25 protein-coding genes are annotated in these 24620 nt (G+C 47.0%); 10 read left to right on the forward strand and 15 right to left on the reverse strand.

From position 1 onward, the window contains the following. Nucleotides 1-133: 133 nt before the first annotated feature. The 3 genes from CSR04_RS14950 to CSR04_RS14960 all read left to right on the forward strand — a co-directional run bounded on the left by CSR04_RS14950 (nt 134) and on the right by CSR04_RS14960 (nt 2876). Nucleotides 134-1720 carry a S8 family serine peptidase gene (locus CSR04_RS14950; RefSeq protein WP_102797114.1) on the forward strand — a complete coding sequence of 529 codons (1587 nt, stop codon included), beginning with the start codon at nt 134-136 and terminating at the stop codon, nt 1718-1720. Nucleotides 1721-1824: 104 nt separating this feature from the next. After that, entirely contained in the window at nt 1825-2376 is a 552-nt protein-coding gene (locus CSR04_RS14955) for a helix-turn-helix domain-containing protein (RefSeq protein ID WP_102797115.1), read from the forward strand. Continuing rightward, nucleotides 2373-2876, forward strand: coding sequence for a GNAT family N-acetyltransferase (locus CSR04_RS14960; protein WP_216362576.1), 504 nt, complete (start codon nt 2373-2375; stop codon nt 2874-2876). Before CSR04_RS14955 ends, CSR04_RS14960 begins: the two co-directional genes overlap by 4 nt. Before the next feature lie 543 nt (nt 2877-3419). Here CSR04_RS14960 and CSR04_RS14965 read toward each other — a convergent pair. From CSR04_RS14965 to CSR04_RS15020, 12 genes are all read right to left on the reverse strand, one after another. Then, nucleotides 3420-3824: a GFA family protein gene (locus CSR04_RS14965; RefSeq protein WP_216362577.1), complete on the reverse strand. Its 405-nt coding sequence runs from the start codon at nt 3822-3824 to the stop codon at nt 3420-3422. A gap of 77 nt (nt 3825-3901) precedes the next feature. Further along, the gene (locus CSR04_RS14970; protein ID WP_102797116.1) at nt 3902-4273 is read right to left on the reverse strand and encodes an iron chaperone; all 372 of its coding nucleotides are present in this window, start codon (nt 4271-4273) and stop codon (nt 3902-3904) included. A gap of 261 nt (nt 4274-4534) precedes the next feature. Next, the gene (locus CSR04_RS14975; protein ID WP_102797117.1) at nt 4535-4978 is read right to left on the reverse strand and encodes a hypothetical protein; all 444 of its coding nucleotides are present in this window, start codon (nt 4976-4978) and stop codon (nt 4535-4537) included. Beyond that, complete coding sequence (locus tag CSR04_RS14980; RefSeq protein WP_172449375.1) at nt 4950-5384, reverse strand: hypothetical protein; 435 nt, start codon at nt 5382-5384, stop codon at nt 4950-4952. Before CSR04_RS14980 ends, CSR04_RS14975 begins: the two co-directional genes overlap by 29 nt. Before the next feature lie 436 nt (nt 5385-5820). Continuing rightward, nucleotides 5821-6255: a GFA family protein gene (locus CSR04_RS14985; protein WP_102797318.1), complete on the reverse strand. Its 435-nt coding sequence runs from the start codon at nt 6253-6255 to the stop codon at nt 5821-5823. A gap of 581 nt (nt 6256-6836) precedes the next feature. Beyond that, nucleotides 6837-8279 carry an IS1182 family transposase gene (locus CSR04_RS14990; protein WP_102797119.1) on the reverse strand — a complete coding sequence of 481 codons (1443 nt, stop codon included), beginning with the start codon at nt 8277-8279 and terminating at the stop codon, nt 6837-6839. A 282-nt stretch (nt 8280-8561) separates the two neighbouring features. Then, entirely contained in the window at nt 8562-9134 is a 573-nt protein-coding gene (locus CSR04_RS14995; protein WP_102797120.1) for a hypothetical protein, read from the reverse strand. Between the two features lie 3 nt (nt 9135-9137). Further along, nucleotides 9138-10163, reverse strand: coding sequence for a hypothetical protein (locus CSR04_RS15000; RefSeq protein ID WP_102797121.1), 1026 nt, complete (start codon nt 10161-10163; stop codon nt 9138-9140). A gap of 1230 nt (nt 10164-11393) precedes the next feature. Then, nucleotides 11394-12332, reverse strand: a complete 939-nt coding sequence (locus CSR04_RS15005) for a polysaccharide deacetylase family protein (RefSeq protein ID WP_102797122.1) — start codon at nt 12330-12332, stop codon at nt 11394-11396. Between the two features lie 53 nt (nt 12333-12385). Further along, entirely contained in the window at nt 12386-13384 is a 999-nt protein-coding gene (locus CSR04_RS15010) for a zinc-binding alcohol dehydrogenase family protein (RefSeq protein ID WP_102797123.1), read from the reverse strand. Between the two features lie 10 nt (nt 13385-13394). After that, complete coding sequence (locus CSR04_RS15015; RefSeq protein ID WP_102797124.1) at nt 13395-14498, reverse strand: alkene reductase; 1104 nt, start codon at nt 14496-14498, stop codon at nt 13395-13397. A gap of 13 nt (nt 14499-14511) precedes the next feature. Beyond that, complete coding sequence (locus CSR04_RS15020) at nt 14512-14928, reverse strand: VOC family protein (protein WP_102797125.1); 417 nt, start codon at nt 14926-14928, stop codon at nt 14512-14514. 97 nt (nt 14929-15025) lie between these two features. Between CSR04_RS15020 and CSR04_RS15025 the strand changes: the two genes are divergently transcribed. Beyond that, on the forward strand, nt 15026-15949 hold the full coding sequence (locus CSR04_RS15025) for a LysR family transcriptional regulator (protein WP_102797126.1): 924 nt from the start codon (nt 15026-15028) through the stop codon (nt 15947-15949). Between the two features lie 687 nt (nt 15950-16636). On the opposite strand, the gene CSR04_RS15030 is transcribed toward CSR04_RS15025, so the two are convergent. Continuing rightward, nucleotides 16637-17053 carry a type II toxin-antitoxin system VapC family toxin gene (locus tag CSR04_RS15030; RefSeq protein ID WP_102797127.1) on the reverse strand — a complete coding sequence of 139 codons (417 nt, stop codon included), beginning with the start codon at nt 17051-17053 and terminating at the stop codon, nt 16637-16639. After that, entirely contained in the window at nt 17050-17277 is a 228-nt protein-coding gene (vapB, locus tag CSR04_RS15035) for a type II toxin-antitoxin system VapB family antitoxin (protein WP_102797128.1), read from the reverse strand. Before vapB ends, CSR04_RS15030 begins: the two co-directional genes overlap by 4 nt. A gap of 296 nt (nt 17278-17573) precedes the next feature. Between vapB and CSR04_RS15040 the strand changes: the two genes are divergently transcribed. The 3 genes from CSR04_RS15040 to cydB are packed head-to-tail and all read left to right on the forward strand — an operon-like array spanning nt 17574 to nt 20561. Beyond that, on the forward strand, nt 17574-18137 hold the full coding sequence (locus CSR04_RS15040; RefSeq protein WP_102797129.1) for a GbsR/MarR family transcriptional regulator: 564 nt from the start codon (nt 17574-17576) through the stop codon (nt 18135-18137). Nucleotides 18138-18195: 58 nt separating this feature from the next. Beyond that, nucleotides 18196-19563, forward strand: coding sequence for a cytochrome ubiquinol oxidase subunit I (locus CSR04_RS15045; RefSeq protein ID WP_102797130.1), 1368 nt, complete (start codon nt 18196-18198; stop codon nt 19561-19563). Further along, a complete protein-coding gene (gene cydB, locus CSR04_RS15050; RefSeq protein WP_102797131.1) occupies nt 19563-20561 on the forward strand; it encodes a cytochrome d ubiquinol oxidase subunit II in 999 nt (332 codons plus the stop codon). Before CSR04_RS15045 ends, cydB begins: the two co-directional genes overlap by 1 nt. Before the next feature lie 512 nt (nt 20562-21073). Here the strand turns inward: cydB and CSR04_RS15055 are convergent. After that, entirely contained in the window at nt 21074-21556 is a 483-nt protein-coding gene (locus CSR04_RS15055) for a DoxX family protein (protein ID WP_102797132.1), read from the reverse strand. Between the two features lie 105 nt (nt 21557-21661). On the opposite strand from CSR04_RS15055, the gene CSR04_RS15060 reads away from it, so the two are divergent. The 3 genes from CSR04_RS15060 to CSR04_RS15070 all read left to right on the forward strand — a co-directional run bounded on the left by CSR04_RS15060 (nt 21662) and on the right by CSR04_RS15070 (nt 24496). Beyond that, a complete protein-coding gene (locus CSR04_RS15060; RefSeq protein WP_102797133.1) occupies nt 21662-22594 on the forward strand; it encodes a LysR family transcriptional regulator in 933 nt (310 codons plus the stop codon). Continuing rightward, nucleotides 22595-23521, forward strand: a complete 927-nt coding sequence (locus CSR04_RS15065) for an AraC family transcriptional regulator (RefSeq protein ID WP_102797134.1) — start codon at nt 22595-22597, stop codon at nt 23519-23521. A 135-nt stretch (nt 23522-23656) separates the two neighbouring features. Further along, nucleotides 23657-24496: an NAD-dependent epimerase/dehydratase family protein gene (locus CSR04_RS15070; RefSeq protein WP_102797135.1), complete on the forward strand. Its 840-nt coding sequence runs from the start codon at nt 23657-23659 to the stop codon at nt 24494-24496. The last annotated feature ends 124 nt before the right edge of the window (nt 24497-24620 follow it).

The raw sequence follows: 24620 nt of genomic DNA on the forward strand, positions 1-24620 counted from the left end.
CAAAACGGTCAGGTTACCGCACTAAATCCCAGGAATGATTGACAAGGAACTGTCGACGCATCCACTGTTCCTTGCCCGCTTAATCCGTTGTTTTCCCAGGAATTCTTGATTTATTATCAAACAAGGAAAGACAATGTTCTCATCTAAATACAGCAAACTCAGCATAGGCCTGTTACTTGGCCTGTCCACACTTTATGCCCAGGCAGACAACAAAGGTCCACAACCCGCTAATCAGGTCAGCCCGCCTAAGCTTTCCGATCTGGTGAAAAAAGGTCGCTATATTGTGCGCTTTCAGGAAAGTGCCCCGTCAGTGGGGCTTGCCAGTAAGGCCCGCGGCCCTGCCGTGATTGCCGGTGGCAAATTCAACACAGACAATGCCAGAGCTATGCTGGAAGGTATCGGTGCTGAAGTACTGCTAAGCTTGCCTGAGCACAAAATGATGGCCGTTAATTTGGATCTGCTGGGGCTGAAACGCCTGAGCGACAACCCCCAGGTGGCCAGTGTTGAAGAAGACCCCCGCCGTTATCTGATGGCGCAAACCACGCCCTATGGGATTCCCATGGTGCAGGCCAATCAACTGAGTCAGCTGGATACCTCGGCCAGAAAAGTCTGCATTATCGACACAGGCTATAACCTCGGCCACCCCGACCTGCCAGACCAGAACGACGGCGTAACCGGGCAGGCCAATAACAGCCAGGTAGGTAACTGGTATAACGACGGTAATGGCCATGGTACCCATGTGGCCGGCACTGTCGCCGCCATTGACAATAGCCAGGGTGTTATCGGCGTCTATCCCGGAGTGAATTTGCACATTGTTAAAATTTTTAATGACAGCGGTAACTGGACCAATGCGTCAGACCTGATTGCCGGTATTCAGCAGTGCCAGAATGCCGGGGCCAATGTTGTTAATATGAGCCTGGGTGGCAGTGGCTCATCTTCATCTGAACAAACCGCCATGCAGAATTTTGTGAATAACGGCATTATGCTGGTGGCGGCAGCCGGCAACTCAGGTAACGGCAGCTTATCTTATCCGGCGTCCTATGATGCGGTGATATCGGTCGCTGCTGTCGATTCCAGTGAGAATCGTGCCTCCTACTCCCAATACAACAACCAGGTTGAACTGGCTGCGCCGGGCTCGTCTGTTTATTCAACCTACCCCACCAATACTTACGCAACCTTAAGCGGCACCTCAATGGCATCCCCGCATACCGCCGGTGCGGCGGCACTGGTATGGAGTTTCCATCCAACCTGCAGCAATGAAGAAATCCGTAACGCGCTGCAGGATACCGCCAAGGACAAAGGCAGTGCAGGCCGGGATAACTATTACGGCTATGGCCTGGTACAGGCCAAAGATGCGGTGGACTACCTCAATACCTATGGCTGTGAGGGCGACGATGATGACGGTGGTGGCGATGTTGACCCGGTTAATGGTTCAGTGAATGTAGCCAACACCAGCACCGGTAATTGGGTGCGGTATACCTGGGATATTCCGGCAGGTGTCACACAAATGCAGGTCAGCATTAGTGGTGGCAGTGGCGACGCCGATTTATATATGCGTCACGGCTCATCTCCCACCCTGTACACCTTTGACTGCCGCCCTTATTTGTACGGCAATAACGAAACTTGTACTTTCCCAGCTCCGGCCAGCGGCACCTGGCATATTGGGGTACGGGCATACAGCAGCTTTAACAATGTAGTATTGAACTACCAGTACTACTGATTTATCGCTGGCGGCCGGTAACCACCGGCCGCATCTTTATGTTGACCTAAGGCCTTAGCGCAGATAAATTTCACTTATGATATTATTTTTCATATTTGAAATGCATGTTTGACAACCAACTGGCCGCGCGTTTGGTCCAACTACGAAAAGACCGCCAACTGTCTTTGCAGCAGCTAGCCCAGCAAAGCGGCATTAGCACCGCTACGCTATCCAGAATAGAAAACGCCGCCACCAGCCCCACAGCCAGTCAGCTTAACAGCCTGTGCAACGCCTTTGGTATTACTTTGTCGCAATTGATGTATGCCGCCGAAGCCGGTGCGATTCGCTTGCTACGCAGCGACAAGATGATGCACTGGACCGATCCCGAAACCGGTTACCAGCGCCGCTTGCTGTGTCCGCCGACACCGGGTTTTGTGATGGAGTTATTGGAGATTCGCCTGCCGCCCGGGGCCGACATCCAATATGACAAACCTCCAATAGCCGGGCTTGAACAACATATCGTGCTGCACCAGGGCAATCTGCACTTAACCATTGAACAGCAAACGTACCAGTTAGGCCGCGGCGATAGTCTTGGATTTAAAGTCTATGGCAGTACCCGCTTTGTTAATCCGGGTGATAAAGAATGCATCTATATACTGGCGGTAGCAAAACCATGATAAACATCATTCAGGCCGATTTTAACCATCCACAGGTGCTTGAACTGCTTAGACTGCATCTGCAGGGCATGCAGCAGAACTCTCCGGCAGGCCATGTATTTGCCCTGGATTTATCCGGCCTGCAGCAGCCAGATATCAGCTTGTACTGCCTGTGGAATGGCGAGCATGCCTGCGGCATTGGCGCATTAAAAGCACTCAATACAGACTCTGGTGAAATCAAATCCATGCGTACCCACCCCAACTGGCTGAAGCAGGGAGTGGCCAGGCAATTACTGGAACATATTATCTATGAGGCCCGCCAGCGAGGCTATCAGCGGTTAATGCTGGAAACCGGCTCAGGCGAGGCGTTTGAGCCCGCGATCCGGCTCTATCAGCGCTATGGTTTTGTTAGCGGCCCGGCGTTTGCGGACTATGTCAAAAGCCCGTTTAATCAGTTTTTTCAGTTGGATCTGTTCAATCTGGCTCCGGATTTGATTCATTCCACCACTACAGGTGATTAAAAACTGTTTCACCACGAGGAAGCCTTTCTCGCAAAGTCGCAAAGAACCCGGGGAAATTGAAAACGACAGATACCTCAGTGAGCTATTCTCTGCGGCCTCTGCGTCACAGCGAGAGGCATTCTGCGGGCTATTCTTTGCCCCCTAAGCGTATTTGTGAGAAGCCTTTGTATTCACCGCCGAGTCGCAGAGAACGCAGAGTTTCCAATAAGATCAGCTTCTTACATACTCGTTTTAGCCAATGTCGCTTCTTATGTGGGTCTGCCCCTTTTTATCTGGATCTGACCCTTTTTATCTTTGCAGTGAGCTATTCTCTGCGGCCTCTGCGTCACAGCGAGAGGCATTCTGCGGGCTATTCTTTGCCCCCTAAGCGTATTTGTGAGAAGCCTTTGTATTCACCGCCGAGTCGCAGAGAACGCAGAGTTTCCAATAAGATCAGTATCTTAGATACTCGTTTTAGCGAGGGTCGCTTCTAATGTGGATCTGACCCTTCTTATCCCTGGATCTGACCCTTCTTATCCCCGGAGAGACTTGCCTGCACCATTTTTAGCTGGGAAATCCCGGCTGCTTTTCTGCCTGTATACCGGTCTGATGCCACTGGGTTTGTTCAGCGCAGAATATCTGCGCATCCACCACTTTAGCGGGCTCTGCATCTAAGCTGCCAGCAGGAACGATCAGGAACTTGCCACTTTTAGACAAAAAAGGCAAAGGCGACCCACAGTCTGTACAAAATACCTTTGCGAATGAGCGGCTGGGGTGTTCATAACGTTTGGTTTTCTCTTCACCTTTTAGCCATTGGATATTAGCGGGTGCCGTAAACAGGTTGGCGGCATTCGCCGACCCGGTAAGCTTTCTGCATTGCTCACAATGGCAGAAGTAGAACTTTTGAAAACTGTCTTCCAACTTAAAGGCAACGCTGCCACAGCAGCAACCGCCGGTAATTTCACCCATTATATTCAACCTCGTTGATTGCTTATTGAGATTATAAAGTACCAGTCAGCTCACAGGTGCGAAGTTCAACTTTAGCCTTAGCTTAACTGTGACACTCGAAGCCGAACCATCTGTTTAATTAAGTCTTTAGGCATAGGTTTGTTAAGCGGAAATTGAACAGAGCCTTTAGCAAACTTAAAGTCCGACAACTGCTCTTTAAACTGTTCGATTACATCTGGATGAGGGTAAAAGCCGATATGTTTCTTGTAACCTGCGATCATAAGTTGTTGCTCTCTTTTACCGCCGACCACTAAAGAAAATGCAGGGATATTGTAATTCATCAGTTCACTCACATAAGGTGAGCTCTCCCAGATAAGAGAACGCACCTCTTGCAGTGCGCGTTGAACTTCAGGGGGGTGGCTTAAGATATACTTGTCTACTTCAGCAGACTTGGCGTTCGAATCTTCCATAATTTTTACCTTTGAATTTAACGCAATGTCGATATTGGATGTAACCCGCACTCATTTCAAGTCAGCCCATCAGAGCGTCCTGCCTGTTGCCCTGCAGGCCAGCTAAAGCTGTGCAGTCTGGTTTTTGTATTCACCGCCGAGTCGCAGAGAACGCAGAGTTTCCAATAAGATCAGCATGTTACATACTCGTTTTAGTCAGTGTCGCTTCTTATGTGTATCTGACCCTGTTTATACAAGCCCCCCGGCTACCCGATTAGAATCTTAACTCTCTACAACATCGAATACAGTCAAGGTTACTTTATTTCCTTCAACAGATGCTATACCGCTTATGCTCACTCCCTCGACATCATAGCGGATAAAAAACTCTATAAAATCTCCCTTGTGTTTAAATGTGACAATTTCTAAATGCGGCTCTGTTGGCGCCTCACTCAAAAATAACACGGGTTTGTCAAATTTCTGAATGGTTATATGAGCCGGGATAAGGTTGTTCGTAACAACTCGAATGGGAAGTCTGTTTTCTATATCAGGGTGCAGATACTGCTGAATTTCATTGTGTTCAAGGATTGACTGAATAACCTTGGTCGATATTTCGTTGTCCATCGAGATATCCTCATTTTTTTGACAGGCGACTAGAGTGAATGCGGCCAATGCAATAAGCACTATAACCTTTATAGCTTTACCAATATCTGTTAATGTCTTTACCATATGCGGCCTTCTCAAATGCTTTTCCTTCTTCACCCGCCTGATCTTTGCCATCTTTCCAATCCCCCCAATGAACCATCTCGTGAAGCAATGTCGATTCAACTAATATGTGCATGTTAGGTTTTTTCATATCACTCGCTTCGAACTTGTCGCATATTGATTTTGCCAAGAACACCCTGTTTGGAAATTTCGCACCTTGGAATTGCCCATTACTGCCAGGCATCACCCGAAAGTGTATTTCCGGATTAAACCCCTTAGTGAGAGCCGTAGTTGCTTGTGTGGCAGTAAGCTCAGAGTATTTCAAAAAGGCACTCCACACTTTTGGTTTGCTTTTTACATTAGGTAGATTGGTTTCTATCCACGTGGCTAATTTCGGATATTGCTTTTGTAAAGCAGTATCAACTTTCATAGATAACCTCCTTATTATTTCGCGAAAATGCAGAAAAGTTGGCATTCTAACGAATGCTATGAACTCCCCCTTTTCTCGGAGTTTTCCAAACTAAGTGGCAACTGTTGAGGAGAACCGTCATGTCAAATTTAAACTAAGTCTATGGCGTTGATTTAGCCACATTGCATCTCAGTATTTACGGTAAATGCTGTTGTGGCAAGGCAGAAGCCCCTTAACTTTCATGTTGGATATGACGCGCAGCCCCATGCACGCCTGTCCCATTTATACCAGACGTCCTGTCTGTTGCCCTGCAGGCCAGCTAAAGCTGTGCAATCTGGTCCCTATCGGCCCACATCAGATAATTAAGTATGTTTCAGCACGATGAAGCCTTTTGTATTCACCGCCGCTTCCGGCTGCATCCGCTTGTATAGTGTTACTTGCAGCTCGCGTCTTATTACTACAAATAATCGCCCTCAAGTTCTCCATTGGAGGAGCCCTTAAACTGCTGAAGGTCATCTGTGATTTCGTAAAAATCCGCCTTATCTTTAACAAAGATATGCCCAAGTGTTTTCAAGTCGACCGGCCTGTCAAGGGACCCTGCGATGATACCAAGCGCGTTTTGTTCAATGTGGTCCCAAAATAATCCAGAACCGCATTTTCGACAAAATCCTCTCCGTGCAATATCCGATATTTTGTACCAGCTAAGCCCCTCATCTTTAACAATAGTAATCTTCGATTTAAGAGCTTTTGAATGTGCCCCGAAATTACCGTTAAGCTTAGCGCATTGAGTGCAGTGGCAGTTAACAATGCCCCGCAACGGGCCTTCTACTTCATACTGCACAGCGCCACAAAAACAGCCACCAGTGGTAATTTTAGTTTCTTCGTCAATCATGATAATCCTCTTGTAACACATAATGAATGATATGAAGTCCCTTTCCCGGGGTTATGCCATGCTTACCTGGCAAGGTTTGAACAACATGACCTCCATGTCTTATATGACGCGCCCTCCATGGCGCGCCAGTCCCATTTCTTTACTGCGCGGTAAAGAAACGAGACGCAAAGAAAGCGCGCCCGCTGGATTCCCAACAACGTCAGTCCAGGGCACTGCTAAAAGGCGGTCGTGAAAACGACGTTCCAGACGCGTCTTCCACTCAATTTGCTCCCAGCAAATTGCCCACCTTTTAGCAGCACCCTGAACCGACCGGAAATTTTTTAGCGGGGGGCAAAGCGGCTTGGGCCGCTTAAGGGGTGGCAACTGATTGATGTTTTGTCGGTTAATGTCTGCTTTGTGCCCAGGCTGTGTAAAAACTAGTTTTTTGTAGCATCTCAGTATTATCCCAGGCCTTTGATGTAAGAATTTCTTTGGAGTTGTCTGTATACACTCTGATTTGTTTCCAGTCGGTTTGGGGGCTTTAAAAGCGGGGTATTCAGTACTTTTGAGTGGTTTTCCGGGGTCTAAAGCGTTTATAGCGGCTAGCCCCAGTGCTCTTGAAGCTTACTGGCTAGTCCTTCAGTGCCCCAGATTGATATCATCCGTTTCAGGTTGTAGGCCAGTACATGTAGACTGATTTCGGTGCTGACATTTTTAAATCGTCGCATCAGGAAGTGAGTCGCACCCATCCACATTTTAATTGTTCCAAACGGATGCTCTACCGTTTGCTTTCGGATAACTGCTGTTTGTGGAAGTGCATCAAGCCTAGCTTGCATATCTTCCATTTCACCTTCATGAACCCATCGTCTGATACGTCTGGGATCGCGCTTGGATGTGGTGCATTTTGACCGCTGGCTGCAATCTCGGCAGGCGATATTATTGAAGTACATCTGAAGTTCCAGTCCGTCTTCAACTGCTGTAAACCTATTCTGAAGCTCGCTACCAGCCGGGCAAATATAGACGTCCTTTTCTCTGTCATACCTAAACAGCGAACGGTTATAAAGACCTTTACGGCCAGCACCAGAGGTGTCACCTTTTGGCACCAGGGCTGTGGCTCCTAAGTCTTGAGCTGCTTTAATATCACTACGGCTGTAATAGCCTTTATCAGCCAGTACGGTAATATCGGCCTTGCCAACAGCATCTTGCGCCAATTTCGTTACCGCCGTTAGTTGTCCACGATCAGGTGTATTTGTCACTTCATGGGCAACAATCAAGTGATGCTTGGCATCCACGGCGGTCTGAACGTTGTAGCTAACCTGACGGTTTACATTGTTTATCTTCATCAACCGCGAATCTGGATCTGTTAGTGATAGCTGTTTATCAGGGTGTTGCTCTACCTCCTGCTGAACTTGCTTTAGCTCTTCTAAACGCCTTTGAAGCCATGCCAGTTTAGCCGCTGTTAAATCTGCATTTTTTTCAAGCTCTGCGCTCTTGTCGGCATCATCGAGCTTATTCAAATACAGGCAGATACTTTGCTCAACTCGTTCGATGTGGCCTTTAACTTTGCTGGGGGTATAGTTATTAGATTTGCTGTTTACCGCTTTGAACTTGCTGCCGTCGATGGCAACAACCACATCTGTGAACATTTGCATCTGCCGACACAAGTCGATAAAAGCCCGGCAAGCATTCTTGATACCTTTACCGTTACTTTTTCTGAAGTCTGCGATGGTTTTAAAGTCTGGGGTTAGTCGTTCCAGTAGCCACATCAGCTCAACGTTCCGATGTGCTTCTTTTTCCAGCCTGCGGGAAGATTGTATGCGGTTCAGGTATCCATAAATGTATAGCTTCAGCATGGTCGCCGGGTGATATCCTGGTCGCCCAGTCTGTTTAGCGCTGACTCGCTCGAAACCCAGAGAATCAAGTTGGAGTCCATCAACAAAGATATCGACCACTCGCACAGGGTTATCTTCAGTAACGAAGTCATCCAGCGCTTCAGGAAGTAAGGTTACTTGATGCCTGCCTTGGCCTTTTATATGGTGGGTCATACCAGCACACTTTGTTCTAATTCGTATGCTGTGAATTTTAGTAAAGTGGCAGGTAACCACTTGGCTTTATCAAGAACGATTGATCATATAAATCTGCTGCTTAGGCCAAAAGGTGATCAGCAGTTTTCACACAGCCTGTGCCAGTTGCGGACGCTGAGACTATGGTTACTTTCCAATTGCCAGGAGGCAGCCAGGTGAATTAACTACAGCTCCTTTTTCGATACCCTGTGAAATGTAAGGTCTGACCCCGCTTTTATGAACATGAAGATCATAAATTCGTTATTATTGATTGTTCTCTGAATACCATCTCATTGAGGTCATGATGCTGTGATAAACGTTATATATAAACGACTTGCATAGCATCAAAATTAATACCATTAATGCATAAACTAACGGCTCTATTATGCTTATCAAAACTTCAATTTCAAAACTAATGCCATTAGCCATCTCCAAGAAGGCAAAGAATAAGAGGGATAGAAATGCAATCAACAATAAATCTACTAGTATTCGGATAAAGATGCAATGGGAGTATTTCAAATAATTCAACTTGGTCGTAGGTTCTATATGGTCAGCAAGTTCATGTTGCAACTCTTTATCTGTAAGAGTTGCAAAGATTGCGTAGCCTGCCAATATAAAACCCATTATTGAAAGCAAAGTGGATAACAATAACTTTAGAGCGTCTTTAACCCTGTCGAATTCATCAACTTCAATCTTTAGTCCATCATAGTTATAGCTAAAGAAAATGATATAAGACACAATGAAGATCAAAACGTTGTCTTTTGAGTCTGGTATCTTCCTCGTTAATGCATAAAGTTTCCAGAAGTTATTCTCTTCTGTGAGATCTTCAAATTTCATTGTTTACCTTTTTATGATATCTAATAAATACTTGATTTTTTCTTTAACTTTTTCAATATCTGTTATCCTAGGACCTCTAACTATTCCATCTTTTACTAGATCTTGAAATCTTTCGTATACCTTCTTTGTCAGCAAAATAGGATCGTCATCATGCTCTCCCAATGGAACAGTAAGCTTAAAGCTTTCGTTGGTTCCAACTAACTTGTCATCATGAATGTCTTTGCCAACTACCTTTAGCAAAATATTTCTGTCATCAGCGGCTTCTTTAGCCAGGTCTGCAACAGGTGAAGGGGGGAGTGACTTCTTATCTTTTGAGAATGTCACTGTGGATTTGGAGTTTGGAATTGTTTTTTTCTTCTTTCTCCAGCTCTCAAAGAAGGGATTTGAGTCAGATTCATTATTAGGAGTAACTAAGTCAAGAGATATTTTGTCAATAACTTTGAAGCTCTTAATGAATTCCTCAATGTCGGCATCCGAAGATAGGGGAATGATATTTACTTCAGGCTTTCCATAGGTTACATTTAAATCTTTCTTGGTCTTCTTTCTTCCTGTTTTTCCACGGAACTCATACTTTTCTTTTTCTGCTTGATAAATATCTTCTATCAAAGCATCCCTTTCTTCACTGATGAATCTCTCTATGCAAGCTCGAAAAGTATCAAGCGAAGGAGCAAATTTGTGCTCCTTTATAAAGAATAATTGATGGTCTTTCAAAGACAAAATAAATATTGATGATGGGGAGTTCTGCAAAGCAGTGGGGTCATCTTTAAGCTCTCCATCTAAATATACTTGCTCCCTTTCCAAAAATGTGTCTTTAACCAGTCTGCCGAAAACAAAAGGAATGCTCTCGTCTTCCGCTCCATAAATAACCTCCAGCAACTGAGGGTTGTAGAAAAAACATCTAGATTCTCCATAATGTCTTTCATGTTTATTAAAAAAAGCCGGATGCACAAAATCTAGGTAGCTTTCTAATAAGTTTCTTTCTCCAACATGACAGACAAAGTTTGCAAATTCAATATTTAAATCTTTCAAGCACAGGTCCTTACTTCTTGTTTATTTTATATAGTCCCAAACGTGACCGCAATAAAAGGGTCAGATCCAAATTAACGCCCTACCACTCTACTGAGCCGTCACTATGACGCCAAGCTTAATTGCTAATGTCCGCTTTGCTCAACCCAGCCATTCACAAAGTGGCATTAGTTATGAAATCCTCGCACTTGCGATAGTCAAAAGTTGATTTGTCGTTGGTGGACCAATTGCTCGTTGAATAAACCTATGATGCCCTTAAGCGGCCCAAGCCGCTTTGACCCCGCTTAAAAATTCCCGGTCGGTTCAGGGCGCTGCTAAAAGGTGGGCAATTTGCTGGGAGCAAATTGAGTGGAAGACGCGTCTGGAACGTCGTTTTCACGACCGCCTTTTAGCAGTGCCCTGGACTGACGTTGTTGGGAATCCAGCGGGCGTGTTTCTTTTGGTTACTTTTCTTTGCACGAGCAAAGAAAAGTGACTGGCGCGCCTGGACGGCGTGTCATAAAAAACAGGGAAGTTGCTAAATCAGGGCAACAAAAGCCCCTGTTTGTTGCCCAATCTACAATAAACAATTCGGCGGGCGCTTTGAAAGCTACGTCTCTGTAGCTTTTCCTTCGGACCAGCATAAAGCTGTCCAAAATTTTTCCTGAAAACTTGGTCTTTGCGTCTAGTTTCTTCACCACAAAGATCAAAAGATCAAAAGATCAAAAGATCAAAAGATCAAAAGATCACGAGAATGGACGACCACGAACTACACGAAAAGGCACAAACCGGCCTTCGGCCGATCTTAGAATACCTCTCACAGTGACGCGGAGGCGCAGAGAAAAGCGCGCGAAGGTATTTACTGCTTCAATTGCTCTGAGTTCTCAGCGACTCAGCGAGAATGGCTTCTTCGTGGTGAAACAGTTTTTTTACCTGTAGTGGTGTCAGGAAACAGATTGAACAGCGTTAGCTGGCCTGAAAGGCAACAGGCAGGACGCTCGAATGGGACAGGCGCGCCAGGTACAGCGCGTCATCAAGAACAGGGAAGTATGCTGGAAAATCCCCTTACGCCTTGACATCCGTTACGCAAGTTCAAAGCCTTACCATCGAAAGATCACAAAAAATCTGAGGGTTCTCATTTGCAGGTTAAGCTTGACTATAATCAGCGAAGAAACAAGTTCAATCAATTTTTTGTACTGGCTCAGACTAGGGGCTTACTACTGCTAATTTTCCTTAGTTAATGTGCGTTTCCACCTAATTATTAAAATTTCTAGGGGCATTAATCGGTACATTGTTCTGCTTTAATATCCATTTAGCAATATCATCTTTACGCATAAATTTTACAGCTTTGTGTTGCTTAGCGTAGGTAATAAAATCATCTAATGCTTTTACGCGAGCTGGTGAACCAGCTAACCTGTCATGCGCACTAATTGACATCATGCGACGACGCTTTTTTCCTTCTTGATAAAGTACGTCAAACTCATCTTTCAGCTCTTGTAAATAAGCTTTTCCTGTCATTGCGGTACTACCTGTGTAGCGAACAATATCATTGTTTCTAAACGTATAAGGCACCACAACAATTGAGCTATCACCTACTGGGGTATAAGATGGCTCATCTCTTGATAAATCATCAATGTGGTAAATAAAGCCAAGCTCTTTCAAAATGGCTAATGTGTTTGGTGAGTGACGCATCCAAAACGCATTAAATCCCACAGGACGTTTTCCTGTCACTTTTTCTATTATATCTGCGCTTTTTATATAAGAAGCACGCTCTTCCTCAGGTGTCATTGAATATTGTGGCGTCCAAGTTTGTCCATGACCTGAAGCTTCATGTCCTCTACGAACAACTTCTTTGGCAAGCTCAGGGTTGAGTTCAACCGCACGACCCACCATGTGTGAGGTGACTTTAATATTATGCTTATCCCATAAGTTCAATAGTCGTGGAACCCCCTCATTCATACCATATTGATACCATGATGGTGCAATAGTATCTGGGTATCCCGCTTCTTGTGCGGGGAATGGCCCAGGATCTTGCTTATCTTGTGCTGTTGCCTCAAACTGCATCGAAATTGAAATAACTAACTGTGCATCGTCAGGCCAAAAGGAGTCTTTATCATTTGGTTCTGTGGCACTGGCCAAAAAAGAAGCTATCGCTAATGGCAAGCCTAGCCAAACTGTTTTTAAAAATTTCATATAAACCTTAATAGATATTGTCAAAACCGTATTGTTATTGCCAAATGGTGCATTTACTTATTAGATACAACAACTTTGCCAATCGTATTGCCTTGTTCGATTAGGGCATGGGCTTTCCGTAAATTTTCAGCATTTATCGGTACTAGCTGTTCTTGAATCGTTGATTTAATAATCCCTTGCTCAACTAATGCAGATAATTCGTTTAATAGTTCCCCTTGTTTAGCCATGTCTTCTGTTTGATACATTGAACGGGTAAACATAAACTCCCATATAAAACCAGCACTTTTACTTTTTAACGGCCCCATATCCAGCGGTTGGTCGCTCTCAACAATACTGCAAATCATGCCTTGCGGCGCAATAAGCTGAGTCATTGCCTGCCAATGACCTTGGGTGTCATTTAAACAAAGAATGTAGTTCATGCTATTTTCATTTAGTTGCTCAACTAAATCATGACGATGGTTAACAACCTTGTCAGCCCCTAATGCTTGACACCATGCTATAGTTTCAGGTCTTGAAGCTGTTGCGATAACGGATAACTTGGTAAGCTTTTTAGCAAGCTGAATGGCAATTGAACCGACACCACCTGCGCCGCCGATAATCAACAGATTACCCACTGACTGTAAGCTAATACCTAATCGTTCAAATAAACTTTCCCAGGCAGTAATACTGGTTAGTGGCAATGCAGCGGCTTCTGAGAACGTTAGATTATTTGGCTTTTTACCAACAATCCTTGAGTCAACCGTTTGATATTCGGCGTTACTGCCTGAGCGGGTAATATCACCTGCGTAGAACACCTCATCGTCGACAGAAAAATCTGTCACTTGCTCTCCAACTGCTTCAACAGTGCCGGCAGCATCCCAACCTAATACTCTAGGCGATGTTTCAACCTTTTCTTTAGGCGCTCGCACTTTGGTATCAACCGGATTAACAGAAACAGCGTTAACTTTCACCAGTAAGTCGTAACCAGAAACCGAAGGCTTAGCGATCTCGAGGTCTTGTAGGGCTTGTTCATTTTCTATCGGTAAATACCGATATAGACCAACTGCTTTCATATTTAACTCCTTAATTTTTCTGAGCATAAACCGGGTAATCGGTGTACCCACGTTCATCACCACCGAACAACGTTGTTGGATCTGAAATGTCATTTAGCGGTAGGTTATTTGCTAATCGATAGGGTAAATCAGGATTGGCCAAAAATTTCCGACCAAAAGCAACGTAGTCAACTAAATTGTTATTAATTAGTTCGTCAGCTTTATCTAGTGTGTAATTACCCGCAACAACAATTGCGCCAGAGAAGTTTTCACGGAGTTGCTGACGAAATGCTTTCGTAACCGTTGGAGCATCGTCCCAATCGGCTTCTGCAAGGTGAATGTATGCGATACCCAACTCATCAACATATTTTGCTAGCAACAAAATTGCGTCAATTGCTTCTGGGTCATTCATACCTCTTTGGGTAATAAATGGCGCTAATCTTATCGCGGTGCGCTCAGCGCCTATTTCATCACTAATGGATTTAATGATCTCTAACGCAAAGCGAATGCGATTTTCTAAACTGCCGCCATATTCGTCGTTTCGTTTATTTGATGTACTTCGTAAAAATTGGTCAATTAAATAACCGTTTCCTGCATGCACTTCTACACCGTCAAATCCCGCTTCAATAGCGTTAACTGCAGCTTGGCGGTAGTCTTCCACAATACCTTTGATTTCTTGCCTAGATAACGCCCGTGGGATAGGACAGTCAAGCATACGGCCAACGCCATCATCACCCACGACCCACACTTGTGCGTCAGGTGCTAAGGCACTCGGTGCAACGGGTAGTCCATCAGGGTGAAACACAGGATGTGACATCCGGCCAACATGCCAAAGCTGAGAAAAAATAATGCCATCATTGTCATGAATAGCCTTCGTGACTTTCTTCCAACCGTCAATTTGTGCTTGTGTGTAAATGCCCGGTGTAAAGGAGTAACCTTTACCTTGTGCTGAAATTTGTGTCGCTTCTGAAACGATAAAGCCAGCACTTGCCCGTTGTGCATAGTAAGTTGCCATCAAATCAGTGGGGATATCACCGGGCTGCGCGGTACGAGAACGCGTCATAGGTGCCATCACCACTCTATTATTGGTATTAAGGTTTCCAAGTTTGCCTGTATTAAATAATGCATTTTTCATATTCTTAACCTTATTAATGAATGTCGTTTCTCGAAAATAGAATTTCGATTTTTAGGCCATCAGGGCCGGTGATAAATATTTGATGTTCGTTTGCTTCGGGTATCTCACGTTCAACAAAATGCACATTTAAAGTTAACAAACGACCTTTGATTCTTTGGTAGTCATTTGAGATAAACGCTAAATGATCAACCGTTGGCAAGCTCGGTGCTGAACTGGGCTTTTCATCATGTCCCAGATAAAAAGATTGCTCAGGGTTAATATCATTTCTTCCTGCAATGTGGATACAAGGCACATTGAGTTCGTCATACAACCAAACACCAGCAAAACCAAACGGTGGGCGTTGCCCCTCTTTCAAGCCAAGTGTCTGTATTAAAAACTGCGACATTTCATTTAAATCAGATACCAGCAGTAATGCGTGATTCAATTGCATATCGACCTCCTTAAAGCGATGCAATCAGTTTAACTGTTTTGACTAAATTGATAATTGCTCGTAGAGTTAATTCACTATTCAGAAAAACTGAAGAATCATGACAAAAATTGATGATATGGCATTGTTCGTTCACGTAGTGAAAGCTGGAGGATTAGCGGCAGCGGGGCGAAAATTAGGGCTTTCACCCGCAAGTATGACGGCACGCATTAACCAAATTGAAAAGCGTTACGGCACAAGATTGTTGACTCGAAATACACGAAGCATCTCGTTAACCGATGCTGGTGAGCGTTTTTATAGTGGCTGTTTGCGGGTAATTGAAGAAGTAGAAAATACTGAGAATATGCTACAAACATCGCAAAACACATTGCGAGGGCACTTACGGATATCGGCAACTTCTGATTTTGGCCGACAATATGTCGCACCAGCACTTGCCGAATTTACCAGTAACCACCCTGATGTTTCTCCTCATTTGATGTTATCTGATGACTTAATCAACATCATCGATGAAGGTGTTGATATCGCCTTTAGATTCGGTAATTTACCAGACAGTAATCTTATCAGCAGACCTTTAGCTCAAAATCGCCGTGTGTTATGCGCCTCTCCTGACTATATAAAACATAACGGGTTACCAAGACACCCAGAAGAGCTATCCAAGCACCGTTGTCTAATTCTAGAGCGCTCAGGCCAACCATTAAACGATTGGTATTTTGAAATTGATAATAAACGACAGTCAATAAAGGTAGATCCGCATTTATCATGTTCAGATGGTGAAGTAATCAGACGTTGGGCACTTCAAGGTTATGGTATTGCTTTTAAGTCATTAATCGACATAAGAAAAGATCTATCTAACAACAAGCTTGTATTGCTATTAGATGAATATGTACGAGGATTTAGCCATAGTGATACCGAAGTTGTCGGCGTACAAGCCATATATCCCAGTAGACAATATCTGCCAATGCAGGTAAAAGCATTTTTAACTTTTTTTGAACAGTGGCTAAATACCCAAATTATCAAAACATAAAGTTGAGAGCACACAAATGGGGCCAAGTCTTGCATTTTGCATGGTGATATTACATTTTAAAACGGCCGTTGTTCGCTCAACCCAGCCATCCACAAGGTGCCATATGTGCAGAAATCCTAGCACCTACATTAGTAAAAAGTTGGTTGGCCGTTAACGGACCAATAATTAGTCAAGCAAACCGACGGTGCCCTTAAGCGGCCCAAGCCGCTTTGACCCCCGCATTTCACAAATAATTATTTCTCCACCACGAAGATCAGAAGAACACGAAGAGTAGAAAATCGGATTTGCCCTTCGCGCACTTCGTGTTCTTCGTGGTGAAACAGATTTTTTACCTGTAGTGGTGTCAGGAAACAGATTGAACAGCGTTAGCTGGCCTGAAAGGCAACAGGCAGGACGCTCGAATGGGACTGGTGCACCATGGATGGAGTGTCATATCCAGCAGGGAAAGCCAAGTCAGAAACTCGCTCACCCCAGCCATTCACAAGTGGCATTAGTTCCGCAATCCTCGCACTTACGATAGCCAAAAGTTGGTTGGCAGTTGATAGACTAATTGTTAGTAAAATAAACCTATGACGCCCCTAAGCGGCCCAAGCCGCTTTGCCCCCGAAAAAACTCCCGGTAATGATTTCTGGCGGTTCCGTCAGTGATAAAGATTCAACGCCTATTCTTATGTTCCCTTTGCTTTTTTCAAACGGTCCAATCTTCCACTTGGAGACCCGGTACCCGGCAAAACTCCTTCATGTTGTTCGTGACGACCACGCAATTCACAGCAATTGCATGACCGGCAATCGCCGCATCATTGGGGCCAATCGGTGTACCCAAGGCGGCAAGGTGCTGCTTGATGGCCGCAGTGGCATCCACCGCCTCTTTGTCCCAGGCTAATACGCTATCAATACGCGCCATAAACTGGTCAACGATGATGGAGTGCTTGGGCGAGGCCTTCTTGCCAATGGCACCAAACCTTAGCTCTGCATAGGTGATAGCAGAAACTACCAGACGGTCCTTGTTCTCTACATGCCCCTGAAGCACCTTCAGCAGAGTTTCAGGACGCTCTCGCATAATAAAAGAACAGATGTTGGTATCGAGCATATAGGTTTTCTTCACAGCACAACCCGACCTTCTTCAATGACGTCGGGGCGTTCTACCAGGAAGTCGTCATCAGCTACATCTATTTCAGCGAAGCTGGTCCAGGTTTTCCGGGCAGGCCTCAGAATCACTGCGTCCCCTTCCCGGGTGATTTCCACTTCAGAGACGCCTTCAAATTCAAAATCCTTGGGCAGGCGAACGGCCTGGTTCCTGCCATTCTTAAAGAGTGATGCTGTTTTCATTTTCCACCTCAATTAAATGCATATGCCATATATAGGCTTAGCTTAGGCCTCCCCATGCATATGTCAAGCATATGATTGAATATTATGGTTTAGCTATACACGGCCATTGAAACCATCAGCCATTACAACCAAGTGTTACTTGGGTGCGCAGTTCAGTGAATGAGACGCTCATGACAACGTTTTGAGACGTTCTGACAACATCGATGAGAGTCCACAATAAAAAATAACCTAAAAACCTTGCGCCAGATCAACAAACATTTATAATTTTCAGAAATTACTGAAACTTCAAAAACAACATGAACCTTACCCCAAATCTAACCAGTTTTGTGATGCACTTCGGTGAAATGGGCAGCCGCTGGGGCTTTAACCGCACAGTGGGGCAGATGTATGCCCTGTTGGTGATCAGCGCCGAACCGCTGACGGCCAATGAGCTGGCCGAAACCCTGAATATTTCCCGCGGCAATGTCAGCATGGGCCTGAAGGAACTGCAGTCCTGGCAGTTAGTGCAGGTGTCCCATCTGCCGGGGGATCGTAAGGACTATTTCCGCGCCATCGGCAGTATCTGGGATATGGCCAAACGGGTCATTGAAGAGCGCCGTAAACGCGAAATCGACCCGACTTTGTCACTGCTCAGGGACATGCTGCTGGACAAGCCGGCCAGTGCCCAGGAAAAACATGCCCAGCAGCGCCTGCAGGAAATCCATGACTTGTTGGAGTCGGTTACCAATTGGACCAATGAGTTACAACGCCTTAGTCCGGATAACCTCAGCACCCTGCTTAAACTCAGCTCCGGGGTGGGTAAGGTACTGGATATGAAAGACAAGTTTATTGGTAAAGAGGAGCGTAAGAAAAACCGCTAGCCCCTTTACTGTTAAGGCCCCCGGGCCGGTTGCTTCAATCACCAATGGGAGTTTTCTGATGGAAGACGTACTGCTGCTTTCCCGGCTGCAATTTGCCGCCAATATCAGTTTCCATATTCTGTTTCCCACCATCACCATCGCGCTGTGCTGGTTGCTGTGTTTTTTCAAAATTCGCTTTGACCTGACTCGGGATCCAGTGTGGATGCGCGCCTACCGCTTCTGGGTCAAGGTGTTTGCCCTGAGTTTTGCGCTGGGGGTGGTGTCCGGTATTACCATGTCATTCCAGTTTGGCACTAACTGGCCGGGCTTTATGGAAAAGGTCGGTAATATTGCCGGGCCGTTGCTGGGCTATGAGGTATTAACCGCGTTTTTCCTGGAAGCCACCTTCCTCGGTGTGATGCTGTTTGGCCAGGGCCGGGTGCCTAACTGGGTGCATACGCTGGCCACCTGCATGGTGGCGGTGGGTACATCGATTTCCGCTTTCTGGATCCTGGCGCTGAATTCCTGGATGCAGACCCCGCAAGGCTTTGAGATGCGTGACGGCGTGGCCCATGTGCTGGACTGGTGGGCGGTGATCTTTAATCCGTCATTCCCCTACCGTCTGGCGCATATGCTACTGGCGTCCGGCCTGACCGCCAGTTTCTTGATGGCGGGCTTATCGGCCTACCGGATTTATCGCGGCGACGCCAAACGGGCACCGCGTCTGGCTCTGAAAACCGCCATGACCTTTGCCGCCATTTTAATGCCGCTGCAAATTCTGGTGGGCGATCTGCATGGTCTGAATACCTTTAAGCATCAGCCGCAAAAAGTCGCCGCCATGGAAGGGGTATGGGAAACAGAACAAGGTGCGCCCCTGCTGCTGTTTGCCATTCCTGATGAGAAGCAGCGTACCAACCATCTGGCCATCGGCATCCCCAATATGGCCAGTCTGATCCTGACCCATAAAGTGGACGGTGAAATTCGCGGTCTGAACGAGTTTATTGGCGAGCATCCGCCGGTCAAACCGGTGTTCTACGGCTTTCGGATTATGGTTGGTATTGGCATGTTGATGTTGCTGGTGGCCTGGATAGGCAGCTATCAGCTATGGCGTCACAATACGCTGTCGCCCTGGCTGCTGAAAACCACCATGGCCATGACCTTTTCCGGCTGGGTGGCCACCCTGGCTGGCTGGTATGTAACCGAAATTGGCCGCCAGCCTTATTTAGTCAGCGGTGTGCTGCGTACCGCCGAGGCGGTAACAGATATTGCCCCGGGCAATGTGCTGCTGACCTTTATCCTGTATATCAGCCTGTACGCCTTCTTGCTGGTCGCCTATATCCGTACTTTGCTGCTAATGGCACGCAAAGCAGTGGAGATTGAAGAAATCCAGCCCCATGAACATCCAAACCATCGGGACAATGCCCCACTGGCACAAGGAGCTCACTGATGATACTTGACGCACATTTGCCCTATATATTTGTCGGCCTGATGGGCTTAGCGGTGCTGGTTTACGCCATTCTGGATGGCTACGACCTGGGGGTGGGCATACTGCTGCCCCTAAAACACGAAGATAAAAGCGATCAGATGATTGCCTCTATTGGCCCGTTCTGGGACGCCAATGAAACCTGGCTGGTGCTGGCCATCGGCATCTTATTTATTGCCTTTCCCAGTGCTCATAGTCTGGTGCTTAAAGAGCTGTATTTGCCTGCGACCTTTATGCTGTTTGGCCTGATTTTACGGGGGGTGGCGTTTGACTTTCGCGCCAAGGTTAAACAAACCCGCAAAGCCAACTGGGACAAAGCGTTTAAGTTCGGCTCGTTATTAGCGTCCTTTATGCAAGGCTATATGTTGGGCATGTATATTATGGGCTTTGAGCATAGTCTGCAGGCCGAAGTGTTCGCCCTGCTCAGCGGCTTGGGTGTCACAGCCGCCTATTGCTTTATTGGTGCCTGCTGGCTGATTATGAAAACCGAAGGTGAATTGCAGCAAAAAGCCATTCACTGGGCACGTAAAACCGGCTGGATTTGTTTTGCTGGGGTGCTGGCCGTTTGCCTGGTCAATCCCCTGATTAACTCATCAGTACTGGAACGTTGGACCAGCCTGCCCTTCGCTCTGTTTATCTGGCCGATCCCCTTTGTCAGCCTGTGCCTGTTTGTGCTGTGTCACCAGGTGCTGAAACGTTTGCCACTGCAAAACGATGCAGGTTGCTGGGTACCTTTTATGATTGCCCTGTTTATCTTTCTGTTTTGCTTTCAGGGCCTGGCCGTCAGTTTCTTTCCGGATATTGTACCGGGTCGCCTGGATATCTTCGAAGCTGCCAGCGCGCCATCTTCCCTGCGTTTTATCCTGGTCGGCGCATTGATTGTGGTGCCCTGTATCCTGGCATACACCGCCTGGTCTTACCGGGTCTTCTGGGGCAAAGTACGGGAGCTGCGCTACTACTAGTTTAGCGATCATGATTCACCGCAGAGACGCAGAGAACGCTTACATTTCAATAGCTTATGATCTCAGCTATTGTGTCTCTTTGTGCCTCAGTGGTGACTATCTATTTGCGCAGAAAGATTAAAAACCACAGAGGCACAGAGAACACGGAGTTTTTACTAGCTTATATTTTTTGTCTTCTCTGTGACTTCTGCGTCTCGGCGGTGAAAACGTATCTTTGCCGCAGGTTAGTTCATGTCATTTCGTGCGGTTCGTGGTCACTTTGCGTTCTTAGCTATGAAAAGGAAGCAAGTATTCACCGCAGAGAACGCTGAGATTTCAATAGTTTATGATCTTAGCTTTTGTGTCTTTTTGTGCCTCAGTGGTGACTATCTATTTGCGCAGAGAGATTAAAAACCACAGAGGCACAGAGAACACGGAGTTTTTACTAGCCTGAAAACGCTTGTCTCTCTCCGTGAGCTCTGCGGCTCTGCAGTGAACAAGCTTTAAAGCGCACTCAGCGTCACCGCGAGAGACTAAAATGTATTGGCCGGGGCTTTTAAACCAAATCGGCCATGGTCGCGTAGGCAGAAATACCAGGCCCAGTATAAAAGCAACAACTGCAGCGGTGCGCGGATAAACAGATAAACCGGCCCCCACTGGTGTCCACCAAGCCCAGTGTGATGCAATGCCGCATAAATATTAGCCGGGAAGAACAGTATCAGGGTAGCCAGCGCCGCCATAGCAGCCCTTTTTCGCCAAGGCGGCAGCAATAATCCCAGCGCAATCAAACCTTCCAGTACACCGGTCAGATAAACCAGCCACTCAGCAAAGGGTATCCAGGGCGGCAGCATCTGCACCATACCGGCCGTTTTGATAAAGTGGCCTAGGCAAAAAAACAGATAGGCTAAGGCCAGCCCGTGCGCGCCGCCCAGCCTCTGCCAATCCTGTAGACTAAATAACCGATAAATCCCCAACGGCAGGGTCAGTAAAAAAAGTACGATAAGGGGTGTGATCACGGAAACTCCTCAGTATTTGTGCGGCTTGAAACTGGCAGGCAGCATAGCTATTCTTGCCAACATTCGAATAATGCATTTAAAGCATACTGTTAATTCGGTTTTTGCATGAACCTGAATCGCGCCAGACAACTAGACCTGCAGCTATTGCTGGCCTTTCGCCACTTGTATCAGCTGCGCGGCCTGACCCGTGCTGCCAGTCAGATGAATCTGTCACAACCGGCCATGAGCCGGGTGCTGGCCAAACTCCGGGATATCTTCGCTGATCCGCTGTTTCTGCGCTCCCCCCAGGGCCTGCAACCTACGCCCCGGGCAACACAGCTATTACCACAAGTACAGAGCGCTATTGAACAGATGCAGGCTTTAATTGAGGAAACCCGTTACCACCCGGCCGAGGACCAGGGTCGGCTGATTCTTTGTTGTAATGACTTTGCCGCCAACCAATTGCTGCCAGCTATCTGCACCCAACTGAAACAGCAGGCCCCAGGATTAACTGTGGATATTCGCCCCTGGACACCGGGCCTGCTGATGACGTTGGCCAGCACAGCCATTGATATGGCCCTGTGCCTGAATGAGCCCCACGGCGCAGATGTGACACTGGAGACGTTGTACAGCGACCCATATGTGGTGGTCATGTGTGCCAATCATCCATTGGCAAACGACCCTGTGAGTCAGCAAAGTTATCTGGCCGCCGAGCATATATTGATCCCGATGGGGACCAAACAGCAGGGCATTATTGAGGCCATGCTTGCCTCGCAAGGCATTGTGCGTCGTATCGCCCTGCGGGTTCCCTATCTGTTGGCGGCCCTGGCCATGCTACCGGGTAATCCTTATCTGCTGACCGTGCCAAGCTGGGTGGCTAGTTGTTACAAGACTCAATTTAATCTTGCTTGTCAGCCACTGCCCTTTGCTACGCCTGACGCCCAATATTGTCTGGCCTGGCCCAGCAGGCTGCAAAATGAGCCACGTCAACGCTGGGCACGTGAGCAGGCCAGTTTAGCCATGCATCGAAGCTTCACCGGTGACCAACAGGAGATCTGAGTGCAGCATATTGATCCATTAAGCCAACTGATTGAATCTCTGGCCCCTACCACGGAGGTTTTTGCCAGAGTCACGGCACATGCCCCTTGGGGGGTGAGTGAACCCAGACAGGATGTCTGCGCGTTCACTTATGTATTAGATGGCCCCTGTTTTTTGCGGGTAGACGACCATCTGCAACAGCAGTTAACACCAGGTCAACTATTGCTCTTACCCAGAGGGGCTGCACACAGCGTCGCCAGCGGCCCTGACGCAGAATGCCAGGATGTGGATGCTCTGTTTGGCGGCAAATCCAGAGCGGAAGTTGAGCAAATGGTGCTTGGCGGTGATGGTGAACAAAGTCATATTTTGTGTGGCTATATTCGTTTTATGCCGCTGCACAGGCATTTGCCTAATTTGCTGACCGACAGTCTGCCTGAAGTGTTGATTCTGGACGCCCCTGCAACTTGTCGCCTGGGGCAATTACTGCAGTGGATTTACGCTGAGAACGCCGACTACCGGGCCGGACAATCGCTGATGCTGGAAAAGATGCTGCAAATGCTGTTGCTTGAGATCATCAGAACCCTGGATACGCTGCCATTAAATCCAGGGGTACTGAATGCCGTGAACGATCGACATTTGGCGCCAGCGATGCAGGCAATTATTAAAGATCTCTGCCGGCCCTGGCATCTTGACCAGTTGGCCGGTATTGCCGCGCTGTCCCGCTCTGCCTTTACCAGTCGATTTAAGAAGCTGACCGGCCTGTCCTGTCAGGCATTTATCCGCCATTGGCGCTGCCAGCAGGCAGCACAACTGCTAAAACTCTCCGACCAACCGGTCGCCAGTATTGGACTAAAATGCGGGTTTCAATCCAGTGATGTGTTTATCCGCAACTTTCGCAGCTTCTGCGGTATGACCCCCAATCAGTTCCGCTACGCAGCCAACACCTGATGCTTACTGCAGCCTTCTTAGCGACCCTTTGGCTAACAATATCGACGTTAAGGCCAGCAATGCTAAGCCCATCTTTTTTTCAATTTCCCTGCATTTAAGATAGATAGCAGATACATAACACTTAGGATAATTAGAATGCATAAACGCGTGTTGGTAACCGGTGGAACCGGCAGTATTGGCTCAGCCATTGTGGCAGAACTGCTGGCTAACCATTATCAGGTGGATGTGCTGTGTCGCAGCCAGCAAAGTGCTGAAAAAGTGCCGGCGCCAGCCAAGGTTGTCATGGGTGATATCAGTGCGCCGCAGCAATGGGCTGAGCATATTCAGCAAATTGATGTACTGATTCACACCGCTTGTGGTTTTGCTGAGGACATGGGCAGCATAGACCGCCAATTTTTGCAGGCGGTTGCTGCACAGGCAGCCCTGCGCTGCGACCCTTTACTGATTTTATATACCACCGGCTGCTGGACCTTTGGCAACCAGCCAGACATCATCAATGAACAAAGCGTGCAGCACGCCATTCATGATTTTCAATGGATGCTGGATAACAGCAGTTGGCTGGCGACCCAACCGCAAATTCGATTGCGCAGGGTCAGTCCGGCCAATGTTGTGAGTCAGGAGCAGCAATTTGCCATGCCAATTTTGCACTGGGAACTTGAGCGTCACGGCCAGCCTGCCATTCCAGATATCGATGAGCTTTCTTGGCCCGTAGTGGAACGGCGGGATTTGGCAAGGTTGTACCGCCTGGTATTGGAGCAAGGTGAAGATGGCGAAGAGTATATTGGCTGTGCATCGCATATACCGGCAGTAACGCTCGCCGGGCGACTTGCCGACAACGCGGTAAAACGGGTTGCCATCAGCGACTGGTTTGCTACCTACGGCACCTGGACGGAAGGTTATGGACTACATCAAAAGCTGTGTAGTGAAAAAGCCAGAACGAATCTTGGCTGGCAACCAGAATTTTCAGGCGCTTAAAAAAAAGACCGTACCAAAATGGTACGGCCAAAACACCTTCAGGGAATGGTATTCAATTAAGGGCGAATACCGGCCCGTTTGGAGCCCGATAGCCAGGAGAGTGGTCCCGACTATCGAGTTAATT

It is taken from the genome of Bowmanella denitrificans (genome assembly GCF_002887595.1).
Lineage (GTDB): Bacteria > Pseudomonadota > Gammaproteobacteria > Enterobacterales > Alteromonadaceae > Bowmanella > Bowmanella denitrificans.

What these genes read in the sequence shown, in the direction of transcription:
- CSR04_RS14950 (WP_102797114.1), top strand. Translation starts at nt 134, where the DNA reads ATGTTCTCATCTAAATACAGCAAACTCAGCATAGGCCTGTTACTTGGC.
- CSR04_RS14955 (WP_102797115.1), top strand. Translation starts at nt 1,825, where the DNA reads ATGTTTGACAACCAACTGGCCGCGCGTTTGGTCCAACTACGAAAAGAC.
- CSR04_RS14960 (WP_216362576.1), top strand. Translation starts at nt 2,373, where the DNA reads ATGATAAACATCATTCAGGCCGATTTTAACCATCCACAGGTGCTTGAA.
- CSR04_RS14965 (WP_216362577.1), bottom strand. Translation starts at nt 3,824, where the DNA reads ATGGGTGAAATTACCGGCGGTTGCTGCTGTGGCAGCGTTGCCTTTAAG.
- CSR04_RS14970 (WP_102797116.1), bottom strand. Translation starts at nt 4,273, where the DNA reads ATGGAAGATTCGAACGCCAAGTCTGCTGAAGTAGACAAGTATATCTTA.
- CSR04_RS14975 (WP_102797117.1), bottom strand. Translation starts at nt 4,978, where the DNA reads ATGGTAAAGACATTAACAGATATTGGTAAAGCTATAAAGGTTATAGTG.
- CSR04_RS14980 (WP_172449375.1), bottom strand. Translation starts at nt 5,384, where the DNA reads ATGAAAGTTGATACTGCTTTACAAAAGCAATATCCGAAATTAGCCACG.
- CSR04_RS14985 (WP_102797318.1), bottom strand. Translation starts at nt 6,255, where the DNA reads ATGATTGACGAAGAAACTAAAATTACCACTGGTGGCTGTTTTTGTGGC.
- CSR04_RS14990 (WP_102797119.1), bottom strand. Translation starts at nt 8,279, where the DNA reads ATGACCCACCATATAAAAGGCCAAGGCAGGCATCAAGTAACCTTACTT.
- CSR04_RS14995 (WP_102797120.1), bottom strand. Translation starts at nt 9,134, where the DNA reads ATGAAATTTGAAGATCTCACAGAAGAGAATAACTTCTGGAAACTTTAT.
- CSR04_RS15005 (WP_102797122.1), bottom strand. Translation starts at nt 12,332, where the DNA reads ATGAAATTTTTAAAAACAGTTTGGCTAGGCTTGCCATTAGCGATAGCT.
- CSR04_RS15010 (WP_102797123.1), bottom strand. Translation starts at nt 13,384, where the DNA reads ATGAAAGCAGTTGGTCTATATCGGTATTTACCGATAGAAAATGAACAA.
- CSR04_RS15015 (WP_102797124.1), bottom strand. Translation starts at nt 14,498, where the DNA reads ATGAAAAATGCATTATTTAATACAGGCAAACTTGGAAACCTTAATACC.
- CSR04_RS15020 (WP_102797125.1), bottom strand. Translation starts at nt 14,928, where the DNA reads ATGCAATTGAATCACGCATTACTGCTGGTATCTGATTTAAATGAAATG.
- CSR04_RS15025 (WP_102797126.1), top strand. Translation starts at nt 15,026, where the DNA reads ATGACAAAAATTGATGATATGGCATTGTTCGTTCACGTAGTGAAAGCT.
- vapB (WP_102797128.1), bottom strand. Translation starts at nt 17,277, where the DNA reads ATGAAAACAGCATCACTCTTTAAGAATGGCAGGAACCAGGCCGTTCGC.
- CSR04_RS15040 (WP_102797129.1), top strand. Translation starts at nt 17,574, where the DNA reads ATGAACCTTACCCCAAATCTAACCAGTTTTGTGATGCACTTCGGTGAA.
- CSR04_RS15045 (WP_102797130.1), top strand. Translation starts at nt 18,196, where the DNA reads ATGGAAGACGTACTGCTGCTTTCCCGGCTGCAATTTGCCGCCAATATC.
- cydB (WP_102797131.1), top strand. Translation starts at nt 19,563, where the DNA reads ATGATACTTGACGCACATTTGCCCTATATATTTGTCGGCCTGATGGGC.
- CSR04_RS15060 (WP_102797133.1), top strand. Translation starts at nt 21,662, where the DNA reads ATGAACCTGAATCGCGCCAGACAACTAGACCTGCAGCTATTGCTGGCC.
- CSR04_RS15070 (WP_102797135.1), top strand. Translation starts at nt 23,657, where the DNA reads ATGCATAAACGCGTGTTGGTAACCGGTGGAACCGGCAGTATTGGCTCA.